Genomic DNA, 25,626 nt, shown 5'->3' with positions numbered 1-25,626 from the left:
TAGAAGTATTTATTGTCAAACTGATTATAAATCTTTATAGTGAAAACTGGTAAAGTAAAGGGGGAAATACTTGATGCGTATTATCACAATTTCTATTTTTCTAATCATGTTCTTAACAGGATGTAATTCTGGTCCACAGCCAGAGGAGCAAATATATGTTCACTTAGAGCAAGCAGTGAAGCTAGAGACAGAATTTGAAGAGCAACAGGAACCCATGACAAACTTAGAGCAAAAGGAAAAAGAATTATATAATCAAATCATTGACCTAGGCTTAAAGGAACTAGAACAAATTAAAAAATTATCTGGTGAGGCAATCCAAATAGTAGACAACCGAAAAGAATTGCTTGATCAGGAGTATGAAAGTATTAAGCAGTCAAAGTCAGAATTTGATAAAATTAATGACCTTGTTACGCAAATAGAGGATGAAGAATTAAAAGGTGAATCAGATGAACTAATCCAAACAATGGAGGAACGCTATCAAGCGTATGAAGAGCTGTATACGGCTTATTCAACTTCTATTGCTTTAGATAAAGAACTTTACGAGATGTTTCAAATGGAGGATTTAACTCTTGAAGCTTTAGAAGAAAAAATTAATGAAATAAACAAGAGCTATGAACAAGTAATTCAATTGAATGAATCGTTTAATACGATTACGAAAAATTATAATAACCAGAAGAAATCATTTTATGAAGCAGCGGGATTGGAAGTAACCTATGAAACAGAGTAAAAAAGGACTTTAACTAAAGTCCTTTTTTTCGTGCATAAAATGATTAGTGGTTAGCACTTGTCTTCCACAAACCTTTACTACCCTACTACCATTTGTATTCTCAATAATTTATTTAGAAAATGAAACTGTGTTCTATTATATGTGAAACAGAGAGGTTTATTGTATTAGTACAGAGTTGGTTTTGTACTTTAAATTTCCATAATAGTTTATTACTAAACATACTGTTAACACAATCATTGACTAAAAAATGAGGTTTGATGTACACTGAAAACATGAACTGAAATTGTATTAGTTTAAAAGAGATTTAGACTAGTACAGATGTTATTTAGGATTGTGTTTACAAATGCTTATTAGGTTTAACAACCATATATGAAGTGGAAAGGATATATTAATTGCTAATAGTGACTTTCTAAATTGAATTTTGGGTATCCTAAGGCTGTATGTAAACTAACTATCTTTTACCATTATTCTAAATGGAATATAAATGAGGAAGGGTGACTTAAATGGCTGCTAAAACAAAGAATGCTGCTTTTGATCAACAGAAGCAGTTTGAGGCAATTGCAGACCAGTTCCAAACGTTTCAAATCTTGAATGAAGAGGGCAAGGTTGTTAACGCTGAGGCAATGCCTAACTTATCAGATGAGCAGTTAAAAGATTTGATGTCAAGAATGGTATACACAAGAATTCTTGACCAGCGTTCCATATCTTTAAATCGTCAAGGACGCCTAGGGTTTTATGCACCTACAGCAGGACAAGAAGCATCTCAAATTGCTTCTCAATTCGCGCTAGAAAAAGAGGATTTCATTCTGCCAGGTTATCGTGACGTTCCACAAATTATTTGGCATGGCTTACCACTGTATCAGGCATTCCTATTTTCTAGAGGACATTTCCATGGAAATCAGATGCCAGAGGGTGTAAATGTTATTTCTCCACAAATCATTATCGGGGCACAATATATTCAGTGCGCTGGTGTTGCACTTGGTATGAAGAAGCGTGGTGCTAAGTCTGTTGCTATTACATATACGGGTGATGGTGGTGCTTCTCAGGGTGATTTCTATGAAGGAATCAACTTTGCTGGTGCCTATAAGGCTCCTGCCATTTTTATCGTTCAAAACAACCGTTTTGCAATTTCTACTCCTGTTGAAAAGCAATCAGCTGCTAAGACTATTGCACAAAAGGCAGTTGCTGCAGGTATCCCAGGTATTCAGGTTGACGGTATGGATCCATTAGCAGTTTACGCAGCAGTAAAGGATGCTCGTGAGCGTGCGATTAATGGGGAAGGTCCTACTTTAATAGAAACTCTAACGTATCGTTATGGTCCACATACAATGGCTGGTGATGATCCGACTCGTTATCGTACAGAAGACTTAGATAATGAATGGGAAAAGAAGGATCCACTTGTTCGCTTTAGAAAGTTTTTAGAGGACAAGGGTATCTGGAATGAAGACGAAGAAAATAAAGTAATCGAACAAGAAAAAGAAGATATAAAGGAAGCTATTGCGAAAGCGGATGAATATCCAAAGCAAAAGGTAACAGACCTTATTTCTAATATGTATGAGGAGCTTCCAAACAATCTACAAGAGCAAATGGAAATTTACAAAGAGAAGGAGTCGAGATAATCCATGGCGCAAATGACAATGATTCAAGCAATCACGGATGCGTTACGCACGGAGTTAAAAAACGATCCTAATGTATTAGTATTTGGAGAGGACGTTGGAGTTAACGGAGGCGTATTCCGCGCGACAGAAGGGCTTCAGGCTGAATTTGGTGAAGATCGTGTGTTTGATACACCACTTGCAGAGTCTGGAATCGGAGGTCTTGCAATTGGGTTAGCACTTCAAGGTTACAGACCAGTTCCAGAAATCCAATTCTTTGGTTTCGTATATGAGGTAATGGATTCTATTTCAGGTCAGATGGCGAGAATGAGATATCGTTCTGGTGGACGTTACAGCTCACCTGTAACCATTCGTTCTCCATTCGGAGGCGGTGTACATACACCTGAGTTACATGCTGATAGTTTAGAAGGGTTAATGGTTCAACAACCAGGATTAAAAGTTGTTATTCCTTCTACTCCTTATGATGCAAAAGGTCTACTGATTTCGGCGATTAGAGACAATGATCCAGTTATCTTCCTAGAGCACATGAAGCTTTACCGTTCATTCCGTGGAGAAGTTCCTGAGGGTGAATATACAATTGAAATCGGTAAAGCTGATGTAAAACGTGAAGGAACTGACTTATCAATTATCACTTATGGTGCAATGGTGCATGAATCATTAAAAGCAGCTGAAGAGCTTGAAAAGGAAGGTCATTCTGTAGAAGTTATCGATTTACGTACTGTCCAACCTTTAGATCTTGAAACCATTATTGCTTCTGTAGAGAAGACAGGAAGAGCAATTGTTGTACAGGAAGCTCAAAAACAAGCAGGTGTTGCAGCTAATGTTGTAGCAGAAATTAATGACCGCGCAATATTAAGCTTAGAAGCACCTGTATTACGTGTAGCTGCACCTGATACTGTATTTGCATTCTCTGCAGCGGAGAGCGTTTGGCTTCCAAATTATAAGGATGTAATTGAAACTGCAAAGAAAGTTTTAAATTTCTAAAATCTCAATAAAAGTAGAAGAGAAACTAGTGTTAATATGGTTTCTCTTTACGATTTATAATTTCTTCATTTGAAAAAGGAGGTATATACCGTGTCATTTCAATTTAAATTACCTGATATCGGTGAGGGTATTCATGAAGGTGAAATCGTAAAGTGGTTTGTAAAGCCCGGCGATGAAATAAATGAGGACGACGTGCTTGCTGAAGTGCAAAATGATAAAGCTGTTGTAGAGATTCCTTCTCCTGTTAAAGGAAAAGTCCTAGAGCTAAATGTAAATGAAGGTGATACAGCAACTGTTGGACAAACAATTGTTACTTTTGATGCGCCAGGATATGAGAACCTTAAGTTTAAAGGTGATGATCACGATGATCACCCGAAAGAAGAGAAAAAGCCTGAGGCACCAAAGGCAGAACCTGCAAAGGAAGCTAAGGAAGCTCCAGTAGCACCTTCAGCTAAAAAGGAAGATACTCCTGCAGCTGACCCTAACCGCCGAGTAATTGCAATGCCATCAGTTCGTAAATATGCTCGTGAGAAAGACGTGGATATCCGTCAAGTTGCAGGATCTGGTAAAAATGGAAGAGTTGTTAAAGCTGATATAGATGCTTTCTTAACAGGCGGAGCTAAAGTTCAAGAGTCTAAAGATTCACAGACGACACAGCCTGCTGCTGAAAGTGTAAGTGAGACAAAGTCTGCTGCTACTCCAATTCCTGCCGGAGAATTCCCAGAAACTCGTGAGAAAATGAGTGGTATGCGTAAGGCGATTGCTAAGGCAATGGTTAACTCTAAGCATACAGCTCCTCACGTAACACTAATGGATGAGGTAGATGTAACAGAGCTAGTTGCACATCGCAAGAAGTTCAAACAGCATGCATCTGACCAAGGTATAAAGTTAACATATCTACCATATGTTGTTAAGGCGCTAACTTCTGCACTTAAAAAGTATCCAGTGTTAAATACTTCATTGGATGACGCAACAGAAGAAATCGTTCACAAGCATTATTTCAACATTGGTATTGCAGCAGATACTGAAAAAGGTTTACTAGTACCTGTAGTTAAAAATGCTGATCGTAAATCAATTTATGAAATTTCAAATGAGATAAATGAATTAGCAACAAAAGCTCGTGACGGGAAGTTAGCACCTGCTGAGATGAAGGGTGCTTCATGCACAATAACAAATATTGGTTCTGCTGGAGGTCAATGGTTTACACCTGTAATTAACCATCCAGAGGTAGCGATTCTTGGTATTGGAAGAATAGCTGAAAAGCCTGTCGTTCAAAATGGTGAGATTGTTGTTGCACCAGTACTTGCATTATCATTAAGCTTTGATCACCGTATGATTGATGGGGCAACTGCACAAAATGCATTAAATCATATCAAACGCTTATTGAATGATCCACAATTAATTTTAATGGAGGCGTAATCTAATGGTAGTTGGAGATTTTCCGATCGAACTTGATACTCTTGTCATTGGAGCTGGACCAGGTGGTTACGTAGCTGCAATTAGAGCTGCACAATTAGGTCAAAAAGTAACTATTGTTGATAGAGGTACTTTAGGCGGTGTTTGCTTAAATGTTGGGTGTATCCCATCAAAGGCATTAATCGCTGCAGCTCATCGTTACGAGACTGCCTTGCATTCTGAAGATATGGGAATTAAGGCAGAAAATGTTACTGTTGATTTCTCTAAGGTACAGGAATGGAAAGGTAGTATTGTCAAAAAGCTAACTGGTGGAGTTGAAGGTTTACTAAAAGGAAATAAAATTCAAATCTTATCAGGTGAAGCGTACTTTGTTGATCAAAATACGGTTCGTATTATGGATGACAATTCGGCACAAACTTATAAATTCAATAATTGTATCATTGCAACAGGTTCTAGACCTATCGAAATTCCTACCTTTAAATTCTCTAAGCGCGTTATTGATTCGACAGGTGCTCTTAACCTTAATGAAATTCCTAAGAAAATGGTCGTTATTGGTGGCGGTTATATTGGAACTGAATTAGGAACTGCTTACGCAAACTTTGGAACAGAGGTTGTCATCGTTGAAGGTGCTGATGAGCTGTTAAATGGTTTCGAAAAGCAAATGTCAGCAGTGGTGAAGCGTCGTTTAAAGAAAAAAGGCGTTGAAATCTTTACTAAAGCGATGGCAAAAGGTGTAGAAGAGACCGAGAATGGTGTTAAGGTAACATTTGAAGTAAATGGTGAAGCGCAGACAGTAGAGGCTGATTACTGCTTAGTAACAGTTGGTCGTAAGCCAAATACTGATGAATTAGGAATCGAACAAGTCGGCATTGAAAAAACAGATCGTGGGGTTATTAAGATCGACAAACAATGCAGAACTTCTGTTAATAATATTTATGCAATTGGTGACATAGTTGATGGACCTCCTTTAGCTCACAAAGCCTCTTATGAAGGTAAAGTAGCTGCAGAAGCCATTAGTGGTCACCCTGCTCAAATAGATTATCTAGCCATTCCAGCTGTTGTTTTCACAGACCCAGAAATGGCAACTGTCGGATATCAAGAGCATGAAGCTAAGGCCGAAGGAATAGAGGTTAACGCTTCTAAATTCCCATTTGGAGCAAACGGCCGTGCTTTAGCGCTAGATAGTGCAGATGGCTTCCTGAAGCTTGTAACTCGTAAAGAGGACGGTCTGGTAGTCGGTGCTCAAATCGTAGGTACAAATGCATCAGATATGATTGCTGAACTGGGTCTTGCAATTGAAGCAGGTATGACAGCTGAAGATATTGCGATGACTATTCATGCACATCCAACATTAGGTGAGATCTCAATGGAAGCAGCTGAAGTTGCTATTGGTAGTCCTATTCATATTGTAAAATAGAAAAAAATCGTCCTCTTATGAGGGCGATTTTTTATTTGGTTTCTATATAGTCAGAGATTTTATTAATAATGGTTGTCTTCTCATTTTGACCTTCAATTTTAGCGATAATTTCATTCCGATCTATTAACAATAAGGTAGGATATGTTTTTACAAGGAGTTCTTTCTCAATACTCACTATATCCTCATTAGAGAGGACAATAACCTCTTCTAAATCCTCAGGATAGAGCCTTTTGACCTCAATTAAGGCGTTATAATACTCGTTTTCTAGCATAAGATCCTCTTCATTAGATATGTATAAGGCGTCAGCTTCTAAAAGTGACGTAAGCTTTGAGTCGTTTTCACTGTTTCCAAATTGACAGGAGGTTAATAATAATAAAGAACTAGATAGAAGGAAGACCACTTTATACATATAGCTGCTCACTCACCCTTTATTTACAAAGTAAAGTTAGGCATATTGTATCATGTTTAACTAGTAAAATTTATGCTTGTCATTTATTTGTTACAAAAATGAAAAATACTATCAGCTTTTTTGCATAAACATCTAATAAATGTGAAAAAGTTAGGAGAATTTCAAATGAAGGGATTAGTTGTGATTAGTTTGCAAAATTTAATCTATAGTTGTTTTTTAATAGTGGAAATGCTGTCACAACAAGATCGAATATATGCAAAGATCCTATTGTTTTGTGTATTTCTTTATTTAGCCTTTTTTGTTGCTAACGCTTATGGATACAATACAAGGCATTCACTAAAAATAACACTTAGTACATTGTCTGTCTTCTTCTTATTACAACAAGTTTTTAGTTGGGGTCTTAAAGTTTTTCAAACCATATTTTGATTTTTGTCCTGATGTGCCTGCTAATCAATATATATTATGTTTTTTGGAGGAGAGTATGTGAAGAAAATTTCTAAAATATTGCTATTTACTCTACTTTTTACAATGACTGCTTGTGCTAACGAAACTGACCAAGCAACTGAGCAAAAGGAATCTATTCCACCTCAAGTTGAAGTTGAGAAAGAAAATGAGATTACAGTTATAGATAAGGAATCTGAGCATGAACCTAACCACGAGGATGAATCAACAGAAGGAAAAGATGATTCAATAATTGACGCGGAAAGTGAAACTATAAATCAAACATTTGATGAGCCACAATATAAAGTAAATGAATCAAACTGGAATGTTCAACCTATTGATGGTGCAAACGATAAAGTCGTTCTTTTTACTTTTGATGATGCTCCAGATCAATATGGATTAGAAATAGCAAAGTTACTAAAAGAAAAAGGTGTTGGAGCTATATTTTTTGTTAATGGTCATTTTATTGATACGCCTGAAGAGAAGGCTATTTTAAAACAAATTTATGATTTAGGTTTTCCAATCGGAAATCATACATGGAATCATAAGAACTTAAAGAAATTAACAGAACAAGAGCAGTATGAGGAGATTGTTTTACTAAGTGAAGAAATAGAAAAAATTACAGGTGAAAAACCCAAGTTTTTCAGAGCACCATTTGGAGCTAATACTGATTACGCTAGGGAGGTCGTGAGGCAGGAAGGTATGGTATTAATGAACTGGACTTATGGCTATGATTTTATGAAGGAATATATGAATAAAGAGGCACTTGCTGACATTATGGTAAATACGAATTTATTAACTAATGGAGCTAACTTACTTATGCATGACAGGGAATGGACTTATCAGGCGCTTCCGGAAATTATCGAAGGCTTACATGAAAAAGGGTATGAAATAATTGATCCGAATTTAATTGCTACTGCATCTAGAAATAAATAAAGGAAGGAAGGCAGGGGATTTCTGCTTTCTTTTTGTTTTATTTTTGGGACTTTTTAATTCAACGGCATCAGAAAAACAGGCAAATTTTCAAGAGCAACAAGGGAGCGATTTGCTTCCTTGCTTTGAAAGAGGTTAGAATATAAGAAAAACAGTTAAAGCTAGTAACAAGAAAGGACATATCTATGAGGAAATGGATGATTCTTTTAATTGTTTTACTTATAGTCGTAGCTGGATGTGCAAAAGAGGATGAGGCCAAGAAACAGGAGAGTAAATTTCATCAGGTGAAAACGCCCAAATTAGAACCTTTTTATTCCTTTAATGTTACAAAACTAAATAATCAATCATATATTTCTCTTGAAGAACTGTCCGAAAAAGGAAATATAAAGTATCAATTTGATGAAATAAATAGAGTGCTTACTTTAATAGAAAGCCAAATGCATTACAGACTTGTTTATGGAGTTCCGGTATATGAGAAAAATCTAGAGTATGTACCTACACAACGTAACCACTTGTCTATTATTGAGAATAAACCCTATATCTCAATCGCTTTTTTAGACAAGGAAATAGAATGGGTAGTAAAACCAGAAGGTAAATCTACTGTGAAAATCTCAATGGGTGGGAAGAAGGATGAAATCCCAGTAAGTGCATCCCCGACTAGACCAACTAGTGTAGAAGAAATAATCAGTCAACTCTCAGTACTAGAGAATCCGATAAGCGGTGCAAAAGTAAGTACAATACGATCTCACCTCCCAGGTGCCCCTCGAAACTATCGAAATGGGACACATGAAGGATTAGACTTCTATCAGTATGGGACAAATGTTGCAATCAATCCCAATACGCCCGTTTATGGCATGGGTGAAGGGAAGATTATTAGAATTGATCATGACTATCGAGGTTACTCTTCAATAGAAGAGAGAAATAAAGATTTATCCATTGCTTCAAATACTGAAGTCACCCCCGAATTTATATTAGATAAATTACGTGGAAAGCAAGTTTGGGTGTATTATCCGAATGGAATTCTTGCTAGATTTGCACATTTAGATCGAGTCGCAGAAGATTTATCTGTTGGTGACAATGTTACAAACGAAACAGTCATCGGATATGTAGGGAACAGTGGGACAAGTGGGGAAGTGCTAAAGAATAGTACTGAATACCATTTGCATTTGGATTTACTTATATATAATGAGTTGTTTTGGGAAGGACTTGGTAATGAAGAAGTGATTACAATATTAACTACAGTCTTTGAATAGTAAAAAAGATAGCAGGTATGCTATCTTTTTTTTTTTGTGATTTATTGGAAATTATGTATTCAAGGGTAGTAAGACTAACCTTTAGCTATTTTCTCTTATAATAATACATGATTCGGCCATTGAATAAATGTAACTCGCCTTCTAACTTCCTAGCAAGAAACTTGCAAAACTCATTTCCTTTTCCTTTATCTCCGTATGAAGCGCCTTCAGGTAGTACTACTTGGATATAATGTTGAATATTTCTGTTTCCATCTTCGTCCTCTATCTCTTCAGAGCCTGTACCAACTACTAACATATGGTATCCTCTTTCCTCTGATTTTAAATAGAACCATTGATCCTTACCTTCTTCTTTTTCTCTTAAGTCATATGGGAAGGCTGCTTCTCCGTATTGCCAGTCAACTTGAGAGCCTGTTTTAGAGGTAATTTCCTTATAGTATTTAAATAAATCCTTTACTTCATCAAGTGTTATTTCCTGCTTGGTTGAAGCTGGTACTAGCTTTATGTATGCACTCTGACTCAAACTAACTTCACTCCTATCAGCATGTTTTTACCTTATTTAGAATATAGCTTTTATTATATAAAGCAATATCAGTCTAAACTATTGGCTTTGTAGTAATTTTAAAGAGAATACGTAAGATTAAGTACTAACCTTCCCTATTTTAGCATTCAAATTTAAACATTTACAATTAAATTGTGCTAATTATCAGGGAGAACGTTTAATTATTAGGTAAATGGGTAATTTGTCTTGCTTGTGGTAATGGTTGATTTGTTTTATAATAATATTCTGAATAGTTAAATAAAGGAGGAATAGGATGAATTATTTTGAAAGGCTATATGATGAAAATGAAACCGCTAAAGTTAGATTTGTAGGATTTACAACAGATGACGTTCGGTACGATTTTGGCCTAGTTTATACAAATATGTTCTTTGGTAAGCCCCTAGCAATCTGCATGCAAACAGGTAGATCCGCTCTTCTTGATCCTCAGGATATTCAAAATATTGAAACTCTACAACAAACATTTAAAATTCGTTCATTTAAAGAAGCAGAAGATTTAGCTGAGTTTTTCAAAGAGACTATCCCGTCAGCAAGTTTTGAAACGCAGTATGAGTAGAAATTGAGACTATCGAAGCTTTTTAATAGGGTCTTACTATGCATGTTAATTCTCCCAATGTGTTATACAAATTAATGATTGACATCTTAAATGTGACATATTAATATATGATTATAGAGTGTTTTGTTACCGCTTTCATTATAAGACAAGGGGATGAGAAAACATGGGTGTAATCATATGCCAGACTTGTGAAAAGACAATTGAGCATTTTGATGAAGAGAAAGTAACAACCTTATATGCTACTTGCAATACTTGTACATGTTCAAAAGATCATAAAGAAAAATAAATGATGACTAATAAAAAAGCATGCAGAAATTTCTGCATGCTTCTTCTTTATTTGTTAGCGGATCGCCCGATGTTCCTTAATTACGCGTAAATGGTTTAAGTTAAAATCTTCAGGCCCTTGAACAGGTAAACCAACGTCTTGATTTTTTTTGATATAGCTTAAATTTTCTTCAGTGATGATCTCACCTGGAATGAAAATGGGAATCCCAGGAGGATATACCATAATAAATTCAGCAATAATTCTTCCAGCTGATTCCGCAAATGGAACAACCTCAGTTTCAGAATAAAATGCATCTCGAGGTGTTAAGGCTAGAACTGGAATATCTGGGACGAATACATTAACAGTTTCCTTTTTTCCTAGATGCTTAAAGGTTTCAGATAATTCCTTTAGGGCATTTACGAGGATGCCTGTTTCTGTTTCAGTATCTCCAGGTGTGATGATACATAATATATTATATAAATCAGAAAGCTCGACTTCGATATTCCATTGCTCTCGAAGCCATTTTTCAACATCGTAACCGGTAACACCTAATTCCTTAACAGAAATCGTTAATTTTGTCGGATCATAATCATGGGTAGCATTTGTACCTACTATTTCTTTTCCAACACAATATAGACGCTCAATTTCGTTGATTTCATTTCTTGTTTTCTCAGCAAGTGCGATAGCTTTACTTGCAAGTTCCTTACCTTCAGTAGCCAGCCTTCTTCTTGCAGCATCCAAAGATGCAAGCAGAAGATAGGATGTAGATGTCGTTGTCAGCATACTAATAATTGATTGAACTCTTTTGGGTGAGACAAGTCCACCTTTTATATTTAGGATTGAGCTTTGAGTCATCGAGCCCCCGAGTTTATGAACACTAGTTGCGGCCATATCTGCTCCTGCTTGCATCGCTGATAGCGGGAGTTCATCATGGAAATGAATATGTACACCATGAGCCTCATCCACTAATACAGGAACATCATAAGAATGGGCAATCTCCACAATCTTCTTTAAATCTGCTGAAACTCCAAAATAGGTAGGGTTAATGACAAGAACCCCTTTTGCTTCTGGGTTTTGCTCTAATGCTTTTTCAACAGAATCAGGAGTTATCCCATGGGAAATCCCTAATTCCTTGTCAATAACAGGATGGATAAACACAGGCGTGGCACCTGAGAAAATAATAGCTGACATAACTGATTTATGTACATTACGGGGTACAATTATTTTATCTCCTGGTCCACAAACAGACATAACCATAGTCATAATGGCTCCGCTTGTTCCTTGTACGGAAAAGAATGTATAATCAGCACCAAATGCTTTTGCTGCAAGGTCTTGCGCTTTCTTTATCATTCCCTTTGGGTGATGAAGATCATCTAATGGACCAATATTTATTAAATCTATTGATAATGCATTCATACCAATAAAGTCGCGAAATTCAGGGTCAATACCGCTTCCCTTTTTATGCCCTGGAATATGAAATTGTATAGGATTCTTTTTAGCATGTTCTAATAAACCCGTAAACAACGGAGTTTCTTCTTGGTTCAATACATACACCTCTTTAAATGATTTCAATAAAACAAAAGTGATTATAGCACTAAATAGGTTCTTATGGAAAGAAAAATGACGTACCTTATGAAAATATCCTCTATCTATACCTTTTCCTAATCATAACTGAATAAACCTCAAAACGATAAAGGATATTGTAAATCAAAATAGAAGTTTACATATAGGGGGAGATTATAATGAAATGGGAAAACCGGGTTACTAGTTTATTACATATTAAATATCCAATTATACAGGGTGGGTTAGCCTATCTAGCCTATTCAGAGTTAGCTGCAGCGGTTTCAAATGCTGGTGGCCTAGGACAGATTACAGCGATGTCTTTAGATACGCCGGATCAATTACGTGAAGAGATAAGGAAAGTTCGAGAATTGACTGATCGACCGTTTGGTGTAAATTATGCAATTGGTCAGCACGGTCGTCCATTTGAACATATGCTAGATGTGGCGATCCAAGAGAGGATTCCTGTTATTACGATGACAGGTGGGAATCCTGCCCCTATTTTTGAACAGCTCAAAGGTGTAGATGTAAAGAAGTTAGTATTAGTTGCGGCTAGAAGGCAGGCTGAGAAAGCGGAGGAATTGGGTGCAGATGCTGTAATGGTTGTGGGTCAAGAAGGTGGAGGCCATTTAGGTAAACATGATACAGGGACAATGGTATTAGTTCCCCAGGTTGTTGATTCTGTCAGTATTCCTGTTATAGCCTCAGGAGGAATTGCTGATGGGCGTGGATTAATGGCAGCGATGAGCTTGGGAGCCGAGGGGATTGAGATGGGTACTCGCTTTATTGCTACACAAGAGTGTGTTCATGCAAGTGACGTTTATAAGAAACGTCTTGTAAAAGGAACTGAAAATGATACAGTAGTGATTAAACGGACATTAGGAGCACCTGCAAGAGCAATTGCCAATGAATGGACTAATAAGATCCTAGAGCTTGAATCAAAATATGGGAATTATGAGGCCGTGAAGGATTATATTAGTGGTCAAGCTAATCAGAAATATATCTATGATGGTGCTGAAAATGAGGGATTTGCATGGGCAGGTCAAGTTATGGGAAGAATCAAGGATATTCCTACCGTTGATGAATTGTTTAAACGTATAATAGAAGAGGCAGAGCTAATTAGAAAATCATGGAGTTAAATGGAGGTTACAATGAGTTATCAGTATCCCATTTCTTTAGATTGGAAAACAGATGAAATTGTCGTGGTTGTAGAGTTTTTCAATTGTATTGAAATAGCAAATGAAAAAGGAATTGAGCGAGATGTATTAATGAATGCATATCGTAAATTCAAAGAAATTGTTCCAGGAAAAGCCGACGAAAAAAAGCTATGTGCGCAATTTGAAGATCAAAGTGGGTATTCATGCTATCGGACTATCCAAAAAGCTCGAGAAACGCAAAAAAATATCGTGAAAATGTAAAAGAATGCTGAGTGTGATCAGCATTCTTTTTTTTGTAGCTATTATCTTAAGGAAAGCTTGTAAATTGGCAACAATGTTTCGTACGTCTCTTTAACCAGGTCAAGGAATTCTTCACCGTTCGAGAGTAAAGGGTCGTTGGCAGGAATTTGCTTGCCAACTAAAAATTCTGCTTTCTTTACGTTTTTGAAGCGGTTAATCACTTCAACAAATTCATTTTCAGAAAGATTATTCATTGCTAAAGAGTCTTTTTTCATATGATCCTGTGAAATGACAAAATCCTTTGGAATCTTTTTGTACATATCTGAAGATTGCTTAAGGAATTTTTCCGCCATATCGGCTTTATTGGGAAGCTCATAAATATAAGCCAACCAAATAAAAACATGATCATCAAACAAGCCTACTTGAAAATGAGGGTGCTTCTTATAGCCACGTTTATCGTGACAAATGGCTAACCAAGTGTCCTTTGGTGGATTAACAGTTCTTCTAGCATGTTTAGCTATATGTAAAAACATCTCATTACCAGTTAATACTGATAGCTCATTAGAAAGAATACCGCCTATTTCTCTAAATTTCGGTTGGATATTCTCTTTAATCGCTTCCATTCTCTGATCTAATCCATCAATGCAAAATGTTTGAAAATCTTCTGTTACAAATCCTGTAAAAGTCATTATGATGAACCTCCTGTTATAACCTACTGCTTTTCATCATCATATCATAATCAGTTTATAAGGTGAAAAATTTAAACCAATCCAATAAATATGTAGAAGATAGACATGGGTTAAAGCACATTTTAGTTGCATAGCACAGGATCTATACATAATATATATAAAATTAACTATCTGAAAATTTAGTTTTTGTAGAGAATGAGCTTGATACGGTGTGTAAATGAAATTAACTGGAAAGGGGTGCAGTTCCATGAAACAAGTGTTGAATCATCTGAAAAAGGCGGAAGCAGAAAGAAGGATTTCTGTATTACGGTTAGAAATTGATTATGAATTAGCCACCCTTTATGATGCAATGACAGAGAAGGATACAAAACTTAAAGCAGAATGTAAGCGTAAATTAGAGAAACTTCGACTAGAGATGAACCGTCTAGAAGTATAATATATTCACGAACCTGTAATAAGGGTTCGTTTTTTCTGTGAAGCTATTTTCGTAAGAATTGCTTATATATTAACAGTGCTTACGAAAGTAGCCTCTTTTATTAAAGAACAGTGTTGATTTTTTGCACTGTTGATCGAAGTGGAAGGACGCGAGTGTAAAGGAACCTCTACTAAAGGCTGCCACGTGTAGCACACTTAGAGGTCAGCACATCCTGTGCAAGTGCGGGGAGAGCGGGTCACGGGAGACCCCACAGGCGCATGCCTTGTCTAGCTTCAGTGCCCAGCCCTCGAGGTCAAATAACCCTGAACAAAAAAAGGAAAGATCACCTTTTCTTTGTTCAGGAACATTTGCTTGTCGGGGCTAAACGGGGTACTTCCGCTTTTCGAGTGAGGAGGCTCAAGGACTCGCCCGCGGAAAGCGAGTGTCCTGAAACGAAATCAGCAACAAGGTTTAACACAGTCTAAAAGTAAGATGACTTGCATTTAACTGGAGTATTTCGATAATCTTATTAATATAAAATCTAGCTATACGTGTAAAGGGGGTTAGTGAATGGACACTGTGAATGACTGGTCTAGCATTAATACATACGCAAAAAAGTGGATAAGAGAGGCCGGAGCTCTTATAAGAGAGTCATTTTCTACAGAATTAATGATTCAATCAAAATCCACACCTAATGATCTTGTTACAAATATGGACCAGGAAACTGAAAAATATTTCATAAACAAAATTACCTCAACCTTCCCAGAACATAGAATATTGGGAGAAGAAGGATTTGGTGATCAGGTAACTTCCCTAGAGGGTGTTGTTTGGATTATCGACCCTATCGATGGGACAATGAACTTTGTTCATCAGCAACGTAACTTTGCGATCTCCATTGGGATTTTTGAGGACGGAATTGGTCAAATTGGACTTATTTATGATGTTGTTAGTGATGAGTTATACCATGCCGTTAAAGGACAAGGTGCTTATTTTAATGAAAAAAGACTTCCGGAGTTAGAAACAGTTGAAATTGAAAAAGCAATTGTGGGAATCAATACAACTTGGGTTACAGAAAACAAAAGGATTGACCACAGTATTTTAACGCCACTGGTTAAAAAAGTACGAGGTACAAGATCCTACGGGTCTGCAGCAATTGAGCTTGCCTATGTGGCTGCAGGTCGCCTTGATATGTACATTACGATGAGGCTATCACCTTGGGATTTTGCAGCAGGGCTAATCTTAATTGAAGAGGTTGGAGGAAAAGTTACAACAATAGAAGGTAAACCGTTAAATCTTGTAGAACAAAACTCAGTTTTTGCCTGTAATGCAAGTCTTCACGACCATGTTATCGAAAACTATATAAAACAAGAGGATTTAGAGTGAAGCTAACGAGTAGAAAATTTTCAAGTGAAGACGTTGCGTTTTTCCAAGAATTAATCAAATCAAGTCCTGAATGGGCAACGGAAGAATGTCCTTCTTCAGATGTTCCTTCCTATTTAGGGATGTATCAAGAAGGGAATTGGTATGTTTGGCTTAATGGTAGTCAAAGAGTTGGAGTTTCTTATTATGTTGAACATGCACCATCCAATAACAGGGCTTGGATTGGTACGATATTAGTTAATTCTGCTCACCGATCAGCAGGAATAGGGAAAGCAATTTTGAAATTAATTACGGAAAAGCTCAAACGGAAAGGTCATAAAGTAGTCTATGCTGCTGTACCTATTCATCAGAATAAATGGATTAGTTTCTTATCATCATGCCAATTCGAACAATACAAGCTTGAGAAAGAAGATGAATTAACCTATTTATTGTTTGTAAAACCGATAGAAGCTTAAAAAAAAGTGCCTTTAAAGAGAGGCACTTTTTTATTCGTTGCTATTTTTTTTTAATTTACTCTTATAGGAAAAGGCATAGCCAGAAGTCGCAATAACACCAGCGATTGCAACCAAAATTCCTAAAATGCTTCTTTCCGCAACTGCAATTCCAATTAATATCATGAAAAAAGCTGTTAATAATGCAAATACTAAAAAAGGAATCTTTATTTTCTTCATTTTAAACCCTCCAAGTTACAGTTTACAAAAGATTTACGTAAATGAATAGGATAAACTTCACCACAACTGGTACGTTGTGGTATAATAATAAAGTTGTGTAAAAAGCCAAATTGTGTTTTAGTGTTATATGGATATAAATATTTTAAATTAAGTAGGAGATGAGTACGTGAATTTACGTGACGATATTCGTAATATTGCTATTATTGCACACGTTGACCATGGGAAAACAACTTTGGTTGACAAATTGCTTCACCAATCAGGAACTTTCCGCTCAAATGAGTTTGTAGAAGAGAGAGCGATGGATTCTAATGCCCTTGAAAAAGAACGTGGTATCACTATTTTAGCGAAAAATACTGCGATTGAATATAAAGAGAAGCGAATTAACATCATGGATACTCCTGGTCACGCAGACTTTGGGGGAGAAGTAGAACGAATCATGAAAATGGTTGATGGTGTTCTACTTGTAGTAGATGCTTATGAAGGAACGATGCCTCAAACACGTTTCGTATTGAAAAAAGCTTTAGAACAAAAATTAACTCCGATCGTAGTCGTTAATAAAATTGACAAGCCTTCGGCAAGACCGTTAGAAGTAATTGATGAAGTAATCGACCTATTTATCGAGCTTGGTGCAGAAGAGGATCAACTTGAATTCCCAGTCGTATATGCTTCTGCAATTAATGGTACAGCAAGCCTTGATCCAGATCCTGCAAACCAGGAAGAGAACATGAACTCATTATTTGAATCAATTATTGAACATATTCCTGCTCCGGTTGATAACAGTAATGAACCATTGCAATTCCAGGTAACATTGCTTGATTACAATGATTATGTTGGACGTATCGGAATTGGCCGTATTTTCCGTGGTACGATGAAAGTTGGTCAAGAAGTTTCACTTATGAAGCTTGATGGAGCTGTTAAGAAGTTCCGTGTTACAAAAATGTTTGGTTTTATTGGATTAAAGAGAGTTGAAATTCAGGAAGCAAAAGCTGGTGATCTTGTTGCGGTATCTGGTATGGAAGATATCAACGTAGGGGAAACAGTCTGCCCTACTGATCACCAAGAAGCATTACCAATTCTTCGTATTGACGAGCCAACGCTTCAGATGACTTTCTTAGTTAACAATAGTCCCTTTGCAGGTCGTGAAGGTAAATGGGTAACAGCTAGAAAAATCGAAGAACGTCTAATGGCGCAATTAGAAACAGATGTAAGCTTACGTGTTGAAAATACAGATTCTCCAGATGTTTGGGTCGTATCTGGTCGTGGTGAGTTGCATTTGTCTATCCTAATTGAAAATATGAGACGTGAAGGCTTTGAGCTACAGGTATCTAAACCTGAAGTTATTGTTAAGGAAATTGATGGTGTTAAATGTGAACCAATTGAACGAGTTCAAATAGACGTGCCTGAAGAACACACAGGTTCTATCATGGAGTCTCTTGGAATGCGTAAAGGTGAACTAGTTGACATGTCAAGTAACGGTGGTGGCCAAACACGTATGGTATTTAATGTACCTGCTCGTGGGTTAATTGGTTATAGAACTGAATTCATGACATTAACAAGAGGTTATGGAATCCTTAATCATACTTTTGACAGCTATCAACCACTTTTTGCTGGTCAAGTAGGTGGGCGACGTAACGGCGTACTAGTTTCATTAGAAACAGGAAAATCGACACAGTACAGCATCTTAGCTTTAGAAGATAGAGGTACAATCTTTATCGAACCAGGTACTGATGTTTATGAAGGTATGATTGTTGGTGAAAATAATCGTGATAACGATTTAACAGTCAATGTTATTAAAGCAAAACAAATGACAAACATGCGTTCTGCTAACAAAGACCAAACAACAACGATGAAAAAGCCTAAGCTTATGACTTTAGAAGAATCTTTAGAGTACTTGAATGATGACGAACTATGTGAAGTAACTCCGCAATCAATTCGTCTTCGTAAGAAAATACTTGATAAGAGTGAACGTGAAAGAGCAGCTAAGAAAAAGAAGTATGCTGAAGTATAAGGAAATAACCATATAGCTAGAAAGTGGGGTTAACTTTTAGTTGACCCCCTTTTCTACATAAGCAAAGGAGGCACCGTAGTATGGAAAACACCTTTTCTTTTTTTGCAGCACTATATCAAATTGATCAAAATCCTGAAATCGGAATGTGGCTCTTATATATCACCATTTTCCTTTTATCAGCGCTTGTATATAAGTTGGGTTTCGCAAAGAAATTACCTCTCCTAAAAACAATTGTCATCTATTTCTTTCTAGGCCTAGGTTGTAGTTTTCTAACAATCCTAGCAGTTGCTTTGCCTGTTGTTGAGGGGTTAATGGTTGCTTCATTAGTCTTAATTATTTATAAGATCCGTCTGAATCAATCGAAAAAAGAAGGAAGTAGTGCATGAATTCATTACAAGATGCTCTTTATAATTGGTTAACCATTAAAGTTGTAGCTGATGTTAGAAAAGATGATCTCGCCGCCCAGGAAACAGCGGCATTTTTCTATGAACTGTTGACAGTTGATCATGAGTTAAAGGATATAGTGGTTGAAAAGGACGAGGAAATGTATAGAGTCTTGTACACAATTGGTGCTGAACGAAAGACAACTAAATTCCCAACTGAACTCATTGACGTTATGCTTGATCAAATGGTAGCAGAGCCAGAAAAATTTATAAATTACCCAAAATAAAAAAATGACGACCACTATTGGTCGTCATTTATTATTTTGAGGAGATAGACTTTTTCACTTATTAGAACACTTGCCTTACTAGAGGGCGCTTCCGCTTTTCTGTTTGTCTAGCTGCAGCGCCCAGCTCCTCGAGTCAAATAACCTGAAGAGAATAAAATGGAAAGTGCGCCATTTTTTTCTCTTCAGAACATTTGCTTGTCAGAGCTGACCAGGGCGCTTCCGCTTTTCGATTTGTCTAGCTACAGCGCCCAGGGCCCTCGAGGTCAAATAACCCTCTGTCAAATAAAAGGAAAGATCACCTTTTCTTTGCCAGGGGGTTATTTGCTTGTCGGGCCTAAACGGGGTGCCTCCGCTTTTCTGTTTGTCTAGCTCCAGCGCCCAGCTCCTCTAGTCAAATAACCTGAAGAGAATAAAATGGAAAGTGCGCCATTTTTTTCTCTTCAGAACATTTGCTTGTCAGAGCTAACCAGGGCGCTTCCGCTTTTCTGTTTACCAATCTTCTTTTAGTTTTTTTTCTCTGTATAGTCTGAAGTTGCCTGTTGCTAGACGTTGGTTTGTTTTTTCTTCGATTCGTCCGTAGCATGGTTGGCACATATATGTATGAATGGGACGATTTCGCAGTCGTTTTGCGATTAACGTTTCATCATTTATTGATTCAATTTTATCACAGAGAACACACTTAACTCTCATTTCTCCACCTCGGTTGTTGAAATCTTTCTGTAAACAGTATAGCATAATTATTGTAGAGCTTTTACAGTAATTATATTTCCATTAAAAACGGGGGTTGGCTAATGACAAATCGAGTAGAATCACATTTAACTACAGATCTGTTTGATTTCCTTCAACGTGAGAGGTTTGTAACGATCTCAACGATTGATTATGAAACGGGTGGGCCTAATGTTCACGCAATCTCATGGGTGTTCTCTCCGAATCGGGAACAAATCCGATTTGCACTTGATAATCGTTCAAGAATTGTTAAGAATATAAAACAAAATCCATTAACAGTATTAACACTTATTACCTCGGATACTACATACTCAATCAATGGAAATGCCTTTATAAAAGAAGAAAATCTGGCAGATGTCCCGTTAAAACTTGCCTTAGTCGAACTAGAGGTTAAAGAAGTAAGAGATGTCATGTTTTATGGTTCAAAGATAACCTATGGTCCTAAATTTGAGAAAACATATGACCTTGAAGCAGCCACCAAGTTAGACCTACAGGTAATGAAGGCGATAAAAAAAGCTTAGTAAAAATACTAAGCTTTTAATCGTGTTGAGGAACCTTTGGATTTTCACGATTTTTTATATGGTGTTTTGATTGATCTTGTTGCTCTTTATCAAGTTCTTGCTCTTGTTCGGCAGGAAGTTGATTTTGATTGGATTCAGTCGGTGCTACGTTTTTATGCTCAAAAATATCTGCAGGCAATTCAGGCATTAATCTCCCTATTATAGCTGATAGCTCATCCATAATTCCGCTAATTGGTCTTCCTTGTTGAATCTCATTTCCCATTTCTCGAAGTCGTACATTTGTATCAGGATCCGCAATAACAATTGCATTTGCTCCATATGGATCATGCTTTAGACTTTCTGCAACCGAATACTTGATGGTTCCCACTCGGGACCGGTCGATTTTTGAATTAACATCAATACCTACAACGGCAACATTGCCAACTACTAGTGCTGTCGCATCATTAACATTTGGCACACTAGATGCGAGTTCTACTAATTTTTCTGCTATAGCTCCGGCATCACGCTCTTTTTCATGATCTTTTACTTGATTTTTAACGTGAATGGCTGATTGCTGATCCTTGTTATTTTCACCAGCATCATTGTTATTTGCACAACCTGCTATAACTACGAATAAAATAATTAAAAGCATATATATTGTGTGTTTCATACGTCCTCACTCCTTTTTTCCTAGGTATGACTTTCTTGCGGTTACTATTATTGTTTAATAATTCTTCTATCTTTATTCATACACTCATATATTAAAGCAATGGTGTACCAGCTTTAAAGTTGCTGAAACACATAGTTTTCACTCCTTTTTAGAAAAAACGATAGGCTAGGTTGCTATCGTCAAACTGCAGATTATAACGGTTTTGGATAGATGAGATGACTATCCAAAGGCGCGTTATATACAAAGAAAAAGCGGAGTCAGGAGGCGGAAATTTGAGTAAAATCTATGTACTCGATACCAACGTGTTATTGCAAGATCCGTTGTCTATCTTCTCATTTGAAGATAATGAAGTTGTCATTCCAGCAGTAGTCCTTGAAGAGGTGGATTCAAAAAAACGAAACATGGATGAAATTGGTAGAAATGCAAGACAAGTTTCAAAAATGATTGATAAGTTAAGGGAGAATGGTCGGTTGCATGAAAAGGTGCAACTAGATAATGGTGGTTCATTTAGAATTGAATTGAATCATCGGTCATTCCATCAACTTCAAGAAATATTTATCGAGAAAACGAATGACAACCGAATTTTAGCCGTAGCCAAAAATCTTTCACTAGAAGAAGAGACGAAAGAAAATGGACGGCCTGTAATCTTAGTTAGTAAGGATGTTTTAGTCCGTGTAAAAGCAGATGCATTAGGGCTTCAATCTGAAGACTTCTTAAGTGATAGAGTGGTTGAGTTTGATCATATTTATACAGGTTATCTGGAGGTCTACGTTCAATCAGAATTACTAAATCGTTTCTATGAAAAAGGCGAAATATTCACTTCAGAACTTGCAAATCACCCTTTTTATCCCTATCAGTTTGTCATCATGAAGGATGCACTTGTTTCTTCAGGATCTGCGGTAGGAATGGTAGACCCATCATGTAAAAAGGTCAAAAAGCTTGTTTTTAATAATGACCCGATTTGGGGTATAAAACCTCGTAATGTTCAGCAAATAATGGGGTTAGAATTACTTTTAAGAGAAGATATTCCATTAGTAACATTGATGGGAAAAGCGGGTACAGGTAAGACGTTACTTGCCCTTGCAGCTGGACTTCTACAAACAGAAGACCTTGGGATGTACAAAAAACTCTTGGTAGCAAGACCTATAGTTCCAGTAGGAAAGGATATAGGATTCTTACCGGGTGAAAAAGAAGAGAAGTTAAGGCCGTGGATGCAACCCATATTTGATAATCTCGAGTATTTATTTAATACGAAAAAGCCAGGAGAGTTAGATGCAATCCTAGCGGGTATGGGATCGATTGAAGTAGAGGCATTAACCTATATCCGTGGTAGAAGTATTCCTGAGCAGTTTATTATCATTGATGAGGCTCAAAACCTAACTAAGCATGAGGTGAAAACCATATTAACGCGAGTTGGAGAAAGAAGTAAAATTGTGTTAATGGGAGATCCGGCTCAAATTGATCACCCATATTTAGATGAATATAACAATGGTCTAACGTATGTAGTAGAGAGTTTTAAAGACCAAAAAATCAGTGGACATGTTCGCTTTGTTAAGGGAGAACGCTCAGGGCTTGCTCAACTGGCTGCGGACTTACTATAGGTTTATTATTAAAATTTTAAAGCCTAATTTTTGTTATTAGGTAATGGAATAAAGTGATGGAAGCTTCACTTTGTTCGAACCAATAATTAGGTGATGACACATTAGCTTTGAGGAAACAGCATAAAAAAAGAGATCCCCACCTAAAATTAAAAGGGGATCTCTATGGAAATAAGTTACTTACTCAACGATAATCTCATGTATATTCTTTATGGGATTGTCTTTATTTGAGCCATCGCCATAGTAAAAATGGGCAGGGCCATCTTCAATTAATGGTTTTCCATCTTTTGAAAAGCCAAACAAGCCATTATATGCTTCTTCATAAGACATACTATGGTCTTGGTCACTTGTTTTAATGATGACTTGGGTTACTTGATCATCAACAATAGCATTATCCAAGAAATAATAGACCGGAATAGCAAAGGTTCCTGAAAGTAGTTTTTCTTTTTCGTATTTTTTAGTAGATGGTTTTTTTGATGGAGTTGGCACAACCGCACCTTCCTTAATTTCACGATCCCAATGCTCAGATACAGCCTTAGTGTAGGCCTCTAGCTCATCAACCTCGATTTTTTCTTGATCGAAAAATGTGTTAAGATCTACTTTTCGATCGTCAAAAATCCAAACACCTGGATCAATAGTAAGTGGATATTTAACCTTGCCTTTTAACAGTATAATTGATTCCATTCTTGTCACCCTTTTAATTATTGTAAGTTAATAGATTCTACCGTTTAGTAATAATTTATTTCTAGTTTCAATGAGATGGAAGGGACTGAAGCCTTCATCTCCGATACATACAAGCGTTCTCGTCATTTCAATGATTGAAAGTTGTTTTTGGTGGTTCCGTGCCCATTCTTTTTATTTGAGCTTCACTTCAGTTAATCTTGTTTTTAATCAAAAACAACTTTAAATTAACTATACTAAAGAACTAAAGTTATTGATGATTTCTATTGTAAAGTATACCTTCAATTAATTGTTTTGGCTAATAAGAGAGCTAAGGATAAAGTAACCGATTTCAAATTATAGCTAAAAGGTGAATTTGACTTCATGAATCATGCATTTCTAGCGATTTTTTCTTGCAATTTTTATAATATCACGATAAGATTTAAGAACAAGTTTGCAATCGCTCGTAGAACGGAGGGATTCTATTGACGCCAGAGATTGCGATTGACCATCGCGAAAAAGCATATCAATTATTAAAGGCTGATGCAGAGAAAATCTTAAAGCTTATTAAAGTTCAAATGGATAATTTGACGATGCCTCAGTGTCCTCTATATGAAGAAGTCTTAGATACACAAATGTTCGGTTTATCAAGAGAAATTGATTTTGCTGTAAGACTAGGGCTTGTTGAGGATGCGATAGGTAAGGAGCTTATTGATACATTAGAGAAAGAACTTTCACTTTTGCACGATGCATTTACAAATAAATAAAAAAATAAGCACTAGGAAACTCAAACTGTTTTTTCAAAATAGTTGGGTTTTTTCTTTTTATCAGGAATTTTGCACCAAAACGTTTTCTATTTATAGTAAAATAAAATAAACTATTAACAATTAAGGAAGATTATTATGCTGAAAAAAATGTTTCAGTTGTACGACTATTCGATTATAGTTGCTGTTTTTTTATTATGTTCTTTTGGTCTAATCATGGTATACAGCTCAAGTAGTATTATTGCTGTGTCCCGCTATGACTACCAATTTGATCACTTTTTTGTAAGACAGCGATTTTCGTTTATCGTTGCATCTATTGCATTCTTAATGACAATGATTGTACCGTATCGTTTGTACTTTAAGCTATTCAAGATTATTGCATTTGGTAGTATCGGACTTTTGATTATGGTTTTTGCATTTGGTGAAACCTCGCAAAATGCGCAAAGTTGGTTGGCAGTTGGACCTGTTCAAATACAGCCTGGGGAATTTGTGAAAATAGGAGTCATTGTTTACTTAGCAGCTATTTTCTCCAAGAAACAAAATTACATTAACGATTTTGGAACGGCTGTTCTACCACCACTAACGTTTACGGTGATCATCTTTAGCTTAGTATTCTTTCAACCTGATTTAGGAACAGCTGCCTTAATAGCAATGATTGCAGTAGTTATGACGCTATGTTCTGGAATGAATATGAAAAATGTTTTAAAGCTATTGGGTCTAGGGGGACTAATTCTAGCAATCTTAATTCCTTTTGCTATAAAGTTTGAGGTCTTATCAGATGAGCAGTTATCTCGATTTGGTGCAGCATACAACCCTTTTGCTGACCCGCTAGGAGATGGCCTTCAACTTATCAACTCTTATATAGCAATAGGTTCAGGAGGAGTTACAGGACTAGGACTAGGAAATAGTATCCAAAAGTCAGGGTTTTTACCTGAAGCACATACTGACTTTATTATGGCTGTTATTTCTGAGGAATTAGGAATTTTTGGAGTTGGGTTTGTCATTTTACTTCTAGCTTTTATTGTTTTAAAAGGATTCTTATTAGCTAGAAAATGTGATGATTCATTTGGTAGTTTATTAGCAATAGGAGTTTCAAGTATGATTAGTATACAAGCATTCGTAAATTTAGGAGCATTAACTGGGATTTTACCAATTACAGGAGTTCCTTTACCATTTGTGAGTTACGGTGGATCCTCACTGTTAGCACTCATGATGTCAATGGGGATTTTAGTAAATATCTCAATGTTCGTAAATTATCGAAAACAAAAAAACTTACAACAACATGAAATTGCAGCATAGAATGAATGGCTCAATAATATGTAGAGCTTTTTGGGAGATAATAGAC

General features: G+C 36.5%; 29 protein-coding genes. 21 read left to right on the top strand and 8 right to left on the bottom strand.

The features are described 5' to 3' along the window. Window positions 1-73 precede the first annotated feature (73 nt). The 5 genes from G4D63_RS01515 to lpdA all read left to right on the top strand — a co-directional run bounded on the left by G4D63_RS01515 (window position 74) and on the right by lpdA (window position 6,160). The gene (locus G4D63_RS01515) at window positions 74-727 is read left to right on the top strand and encodes a YkyA family protein (RefSeq protein ID WP_163176984.1); all 654 of its coding nucleotides are present in this window, start codon (window positions 74-76) and stop codon (window positions 725-727) included. A gap of 503 nt (window positions 728-1,230) precedes the next feature. Continuing rightward, complete coding sequence (gene pdhA, locus G4D63_RS01510; RefSeq protein WP_163176982.1) at window positions 1,231-2,346, top strand: pyruvate dehydrogenase (acetyl-transferring) E1 component subunit alpha; 1,116 nt, start codon at window positions 1,231-1,233, stop codon at window positions 2,344-2,346. A gap of 3 nt (window positions 2,347-2,349) precedes the next feature. Continuing rightward, complete coding sequence (locus G4D63_RS01505; RefSeq protein WP_163176980.1) at window positions 2,350-3,327, top strand: alpha-ketoacid dehydrogenase subunit beta; 978 nt, start codon at window positions 2,350-2,352, stop codon at window positions 3,325-3,327. 90 nt (window positions 3,328-3,417) lie between these two features. Then, window positions 3,418-4,746 (top strand): 2-oxo acid dehydrogenase subunit E2, encoded by a 1,329-nt coding sequence (locus G4D63_RS01500; RefSeq protein ID WP_163176978.1) that lies wholly within the window; start codon window positions 3,418-3,420, stop codon window positions 4,744-4,746. A 4-nt stretch (window positions 4,747-4,750) separates the two neighbouring features. Continuing rightward, window positions 4,751-6,160, top strand: coding sequence for a dihydrolipoyl dehydrogenase (gene lpdA / locus G4D63_RS01495; RefSeq protein ID WP_163176976.1), 1,410 nt, complete (start codon window positions 4,751-4,753; stop codon window positions 6,158-6,160). A gap of 31 nt (window positions 6,161-6,191) precedes the next feature. Here lpdA and G4D63_RS01490 read toward each other — a convergent pair whose 3' ends face one another. Beyond that, complete coding sequence (locus tag G4D63_RS01490; protein ID WP_163176974.1) at window positions 6,192-6,569, bottom strand: hypothetical protein; 378 nt, start codon at window positions 6,567-6,569, stop codon at window positions 6,192-6,194. Window positions 6,570-7,052: 483 nt separating this feature from the next. On the opposite strand from G4D63_RS01490, the gene G4D63_RS01485 reads away from it, so the two are divergent. Next, on the top strand, window positions 7,053-7,946 hold the full coding sequence (locus tag G4D63_RS01485) for a polysaccharide deacetylase family protein (RefSeq protein ID WP_338023877.1): 894 nt from the start codon (window positions 7,053-7,055) through the stop codon (window positions 7,944-7,946). Between the two features lie 194 nt (window positions 7,947-8,140). Then, window positions 8,141-9,196, top strand: coding sequence for a M23 family metallopeptidase (locus G4D63_RS01480; protein ID WP_163176972.1), 1,056 nt, complete (start codon window positions 8,141-8,143; stop codon window positions 9,194-9,196). Between the two features lie 85 nt (window positions 9,197-9,281). Here G4D63_RS01480 and G4D63_RS01475 read toward each other — a convergent pair whose 3' ends face one another. Next, window positions 9,282-9,716 carry a DUF1885 family protein gene (locus G4D63_RS01475; RefSeq protein ID WP_163176970.1) on the bottom strand — a complete coding sequence of 145 codons (435 nt, stop codon included), beginning with the start codon at window positions 9,714-9,716 and terminating at the stop codon, window positions 9,282-9,284. A gap of 292 nt (window positions 9,717-10,008) precedes the next feature. Between G4D63_RS01475 and G4D63_RS01470 the strand changes: the two genes are divergently transcribed. Further along, window positions 10,009-10,308 (top strand): DUF3055 domain-containing protein, encoded by a 300-nt coding sequence (locus G4D63_RS01470; protein WP_163176969.1) that lies wholly within the window; start codon window positions 10,009-10,011, stop codon window positions 10,306-10,308. Between the two features lie 163 nt (window positions 10,309-10,471). Further along, entirely contained in the window at window positions 10,472-10,594 is a 123-nt protein-coding gene (locus G4D63_RS01465; protein WP_163176967.1) for a GapA-binding peptide SR1P, read from the top strand. A gap of 54 nt (window positions 10,595-10,648) precedes the next feature. On the opposite strand, the gene G4D63_RS01460 is transcribed toward G4D63_RS01465, so the two are convergent. Next, the gene (locus G4D63_RS01460) at window positions 10,649-12,118 is read right to left on the bottom strand and encodes an aminotransferase class I/II-fold pyridoxal phosphate-dependent enzyme (protein WP_163176965.1); all 1,470 of its coding nucleotides are present in this window, start codon (window positions 12,116-12,118) and stop codon (window positions 10,649-10,651) included. Between the two features lie 197 nt (window positions 12,119-12,315). Here G4D63_RS01460 and G4D63_RS01455 point away from each other — a divergent pair, with 197 nt between their 5' ends. Both G4D63_RS01455 and G4D63_RS01450 read left to right on the top strand, forming a co-directional pair. Next, entirely contained in the window at window positions 12,316-13,272 is a 957-nt protein-coding gene (locus G4D63_RS01455) for an NAD(P)H-dependent flavin oxidoreductase (RefSeq protein ID WP_163176963.1), read from the top strand. A gap of 12 nt (window positions 13,273-13,284) precedes the next feature. Beyond that, window positions 13,285-13,551, top strand: coding sequence for a UPF0223 family protein (locus G4D63_RS01450; protein ID WP_163176961.1), 267 nt, complete (start codon window positions 13,285-13,287; stop codon window positions 13,549-13,551). 41 nt (window positions 13,552-13,592) lie between these two features. Here the strand turns inward: G4D63_RS01450 and G4D63_RS01445 are convergent, their stop codons facing one another. After that, complete coding sequence (locus G4D63_RS01445; protein WP_163176959.1) at window positions 13,593-14,219, bottom strand: YktB family protein; 627 nt, start codon at window positions 14,217-14,219, stop codon at window positions 13,593-13,595. Window positions 14,220-14,466: 247 nt separating this feature from the next. Here G4D63_RS01445 and G4D63_RS01440 point away from each other — a divergent pair, with 247 nt between their 5' ends. From G4D63_RS01440 to G4D63_RS01430, 3 genes are all read left to right on the top strand, one after another. Next, on the top strand, window positions 14,467-14,655 hold the full coding sequence (locus tag G4D63_RS01440) for a hypothetical protein (RefSeq protein WP_163176957.1): 189 nt from the start codon (window positions 14,467-14,469) through the stop codon (window positions 14,653-14,655). A 558-nt stretch (window positions 14,656-15,213) separates the two neighbouring features. Continuing rightward, window positions 15,214-16,017 (top strand): inositol monophosphatase family protein, encoded by an 804-nt coding sequence (locus tag G4D63_RS01435; RefSeq protein ID WP_163178339.1) that lies wholly within the window; start codon window positions 15,214-15,216, stop codon window positions 16,015-16,017. Continuing rightward, window positions 16,014-16,469 carry a GNAT family N-acetyltransferase gene (locus G4D63_RS01430; RefSeq protein ID WP_163176955.1) on the top strand — a complete coding sequence of 152 codons (456 nt, stop codon included), beginning with the start codon at window positions 16,014-16,016 and terminating at the stop codon, window positions 16,467-16,469. Before G4D63_RS01435 ends, G4D63_RS01430 begins: the two co-directional genes overlap by 4 nt. A 30-nt stretch (window positions 16,470-16,499) precedes the next feature. Here the strand turns inward: G4D63_RS01430 and G4D63_RS01425 are convergent, their stop codons facing one another. Next, window positions 16,500-16,685, bottom strand: a complete 186-nt coding sequence (locus G4D63_RS01425; RefSeq protein WP_163176953.1) for a DUF5325 family protein — start codon at window positions 16,683-16,685, stop codon at window positions 16,500-16,502. A gap of 166 nt (window positions 16,686-16,851) precedes the next feature. On the opposite strand from G4D63_RS01425, the gene typA reads away from it, so the two are divergent. The 3 genes from typA to G4D63_RS01410 all read left to right on the top strand — a co-directional run bounded on the left by typA (window position 16,852) and on the right by G4D63_RS01410 (window position 19,363). Further along, window positions 16,852-18,693, top strand: coding sequence for a translational GTPase TypA (typA, locus tag G4D63_RS01420; protein WP_163176951.1), 1,842 nt, complete (start codon window positions 16,852-16,854; stop codon window positions 18,691-18,693). Between the two features lie 80 nt (window positions 18,694-18,773). Beyond that, window positions 18,774-19,079 carry a YlaH-like family protein gene (locus G4D63_RS01415; RefSeq protein WP_163176949.1) on the top strand — a complete coding sequence of 102 codons (306 nt, stop codon included), beginning with the start codon at window positions 18,774-18,776 and terminating at the stop codon, window positions 19,077-19,079. Further along, window positions 19,076-19,363 carry a hypothetical protein gene (locus G4D63_RS01410; RefSeq protein ID WP_163176948.1) on the top strand — a complete coding sequence of 96 codons (288 nt, stop codon included), beginning with the start codon at window positions 19,076-19,078 and terminating at the stop codon, window positions 19,361-19,363. The genes G4D63_RS01415 and G4D63_RS01410 overlap by 4 nt, the downstream gene beginning before the upstream one ends. Window positions 19,364-19,852: 489 nt before the next feature. On the opposite strand, the gene G4D63_RS01405 is transcribed toward G4D63_RS01410, so the two are convergent. Then, on the bottom strand, window positions 19,853-20,053 hold the full coding sequence (locus G4D63_RS01405) for a YlaI family protein (protein WP_163176946.1): 201 nt from the start codon (window positions 20,051-20,053) through the stop codon (window positions 19,853-19,855). 101 nt (window positions 20,054-20,154) lie between these two features. On the opposite strand from G4D63_RS01405, the gene G4D63_RS01400 reads away from it, so the two are divergent. Further along, the gene (locus tag G4D63_RS01400; protein ID WP_163176944.1) at window positions 20,155-20,610 is read left to right on the top strand and encodes a pyridoxamine 5'-phosphate oxidase family protein; all 456 of its coding nucleotides are present in this window, start codon (window positions 20,155-20,157) and stop codon (window positions 20,608-20,610) included. A gap of 16 nt (window positions 20,611-20,626) precedes the next feature. Here the strand turns inward: G4D63_RS01400 and G4D63_RS01395 are convergent, their stop codons facing one another. Then, on the bottom strand, window positions 20,627-21,259 hold the full coding sequence (locus tag G4D63_RS01395; protein WP_163176942.1) for a YhcN/YlaJ family sporulation lipoprotein: 633 nt from the start codon (window positions 21,257-21,259) through the stop codon (window positions 20,627-20,629). A 272-nt stretch (window positions 21,260-21,531) separates the two neighbouring features. On the opposite strand from G4D63_RS01395, the gene G4D63_RS01390 reads away from it, so the two are divergent. Beyond that, window positions 21,532-22,860, top strand: a complete 1,329-nt coding sequence (locus G4D63_RS01390; protein ID WP_163176940.1) for a PhoH family protein — start codon at window positions 21,532-21,534, stop codon at window positions 22,858-22,860. 177 nt (window positions 22,861-23,037) lie between these two features. On the opposite strand, the gene G4D63_RS01385 is transcribed toward G4D63_RS01390, so the two are convergent. After that, window positions 23,038-23,541 carry a peptidyl-prolyl cis-trans isomerase gene (locus G4D63_RS01385; protein ID WP_163176938.1) on the bottom strand — a complete coding sequence of 168 codons (504 nt, stop codon included), beginning with the start codon at window positions 23,539-23,541 and terminating at the stop codon, window positions 23,038-23,040. Between the two features lie 461 nt (window positions 23,542-24,002). Here G4D63_RS01385 and G4D63_RS01380 point away from each other — a divergent pair, with 461 nt between their 5' ends. Both G4D63_RS01380 and G4D63_RS01375 read left to right on the top strand, forming a co-directional pair. Beyond that, on the top strand, window positions 24,003-24,284 hold the full coding sequence (locus G4D63_RS01380) for an Fpa/YlaN family protein (protein WP_163176936.1): 282 nt from the start codon (window positions 24,003-24,005) through the stop codon (window positions 24,282-24,284). A gap of 135 nt (window positions 24,285-24,419) precedes the next feature. Then, on the top strand, window positions 24,420-25,580 hold the full coding sequence (locus tag G4D63_RS01375) for an FtsW/RodA/SpoVE family cell cycle protein (protein WP_163176933.1): 1,161 nt from the start codon (window positions 24,420-24,422) through the stop codon (window positions 25,578-25,580). Window positions 25,581-25,626 lie beyond the last annotated feature (46 nt).

Source organism: Bacillus mesophilus, from assembly GCF_011008845.1.
GTDB classification, from domain to species: Bacteria; Bacillota; Bacilli; order Bacillales; family SA4; genus Bacillus_BS; species Bacillus_BS mesophilus.
This window is presented reverse-complemented; position numbering and strand designations above follow the sequence as displayed.

Bases quoted from the DNA above. Each gene is read 5' to 3' on its own strand.
- G4D63_RS01515 (WP_163176984.1), top strand. From the start codon at position 74: ATGCGTATTATCACAATTTCTATTTTTCTAATCATGTTCTTAACAGGA.
- pdhA (WP_163176982.1), top strand. From the start codon at position 1,231: ATGGCTGCTAAAACAAAGAATGCTGCTTTTGATCAACAGAAGCAGTTT.
- G4D63_RS01505 (WP_163176980.1), top strand. From the start codon at position 2,350: ATGGCGCAAATGACAATGATTCAAGCAATCACGGATGCGTTACGCACG.
- lpdA (WP_163176976.1), top strand. From the start codon at position 4,751: ATGGTAGTTGGAGATTTTCCGATCGAACTTGATACTCTTGTCATTGGA.
- G4D63_RS01490 (WP_163176974.1), bottom strand. From the start codon at position 6,569: ATGTATAAAGTGGTCTTCCTTCTATCTAGTTCTTTATTATTATTAACC.
- G4D63_RS01480 (WP_163176972.1), top strand. From the start codon at position 8,141: ATGATTCTTTTAATTGTTTTACTTATAGTCGTAGCTGGATGTGCAAAA.
- G4D63_RS01470 (WP_163176969.1), top strand. From the start codon at position 10,009: ATGAATTATTTTGAAAGGCTATATGATGAAAATGAAACCGCTAAAGTT.
- G4D63_RS01465 (WP_163176967.1), top strand. From the start codon at position 10,472: ATGGGTGTAATCATATGCCAGACTTGTGAAAAGACAATTGAGCATTTT.
- G4D63_RS01455 (WP_163176963.1), top strand. From the start codon at position 12,316: ATGAAATGGGAAAACCGGGTTACTAGTTTATTACATATTAAATATCCA.
- G4D63_RS01450 (WP_163176961.1), top strand. From the start codon at position 13,285: ATGAGTTATCAGTATCCCATTTCTTTAGATTGGAAAACAGATGAAATT.
- G4D63_RS01445 (WP_163176959.1), bottom strand. From the start codon at position 14,219: ATGACTTTTACAGGATTTGTAACAGAAGATTTTCAAACATTTTGCATT.
- G4D63_RS01440 (WP_163176957.1), top strand. From the start codon at position 14,467: ATGAAACAAGTGTTGAATCATCTGAAAAAGGCGGAAGCAGAAAGAAGG.
- G4D63_RS01425 (WP_163176953.1), bottom strand. From the start codon at position 16,685: ATGAAGAAAATAAAGATTCCTTTTTTAGTATTTGCATTATTAACAGCT.
- G4D63_RS01415 (WP_163176949.1), top strand. From the start codon at position 18,774: ATGGAAAACACCTTTTCTTTTTTTGCAGCACTATATCAAATTGATCAA.
- G4D63_RS01410 (WP_163176948.1), top strand. From the start codon at position 19,076: ATGAATTCATTACAAGATGCTCTTTATAATTGGTTAACCATTAAAGTT.
- G4D63_RS01405 (WP_163176946.1), bottom strand. From the start codon at position 20,053: ATGAGAGTTAAGTGTGTTCTCTGTGATAAAATTGAATCAATAAATGAT.
- G4D63_RS01400 (WP_163176944.1), top strand. From the start codon at position 20,155: ATGACAAATCGAGTAGAATCACATTTAACTACAGATCTGTTTGATTTC.
- G4D63_RS01395 (WP_163176942.1), bottom strand. From the start codon at position 21,259: ATGAAACACACAATATATATGCTTTTAATTATTTTATTCGTAGTTATA.
- G4D63_RS01385 (WP_163176938.1), bottom strand. From the start codon at position 23,541: ATGGAATCAATTATACTGTTAAAAGGCAAGGTTAAATATCCACTTACT.
- G4D63_RS01375 (WP_163176933.1), top strand. From the start codon at position 24,420: ATGCTGAAAAAAATGTTTCAGTTGTACGACTATTCGATTATAGTTGCT.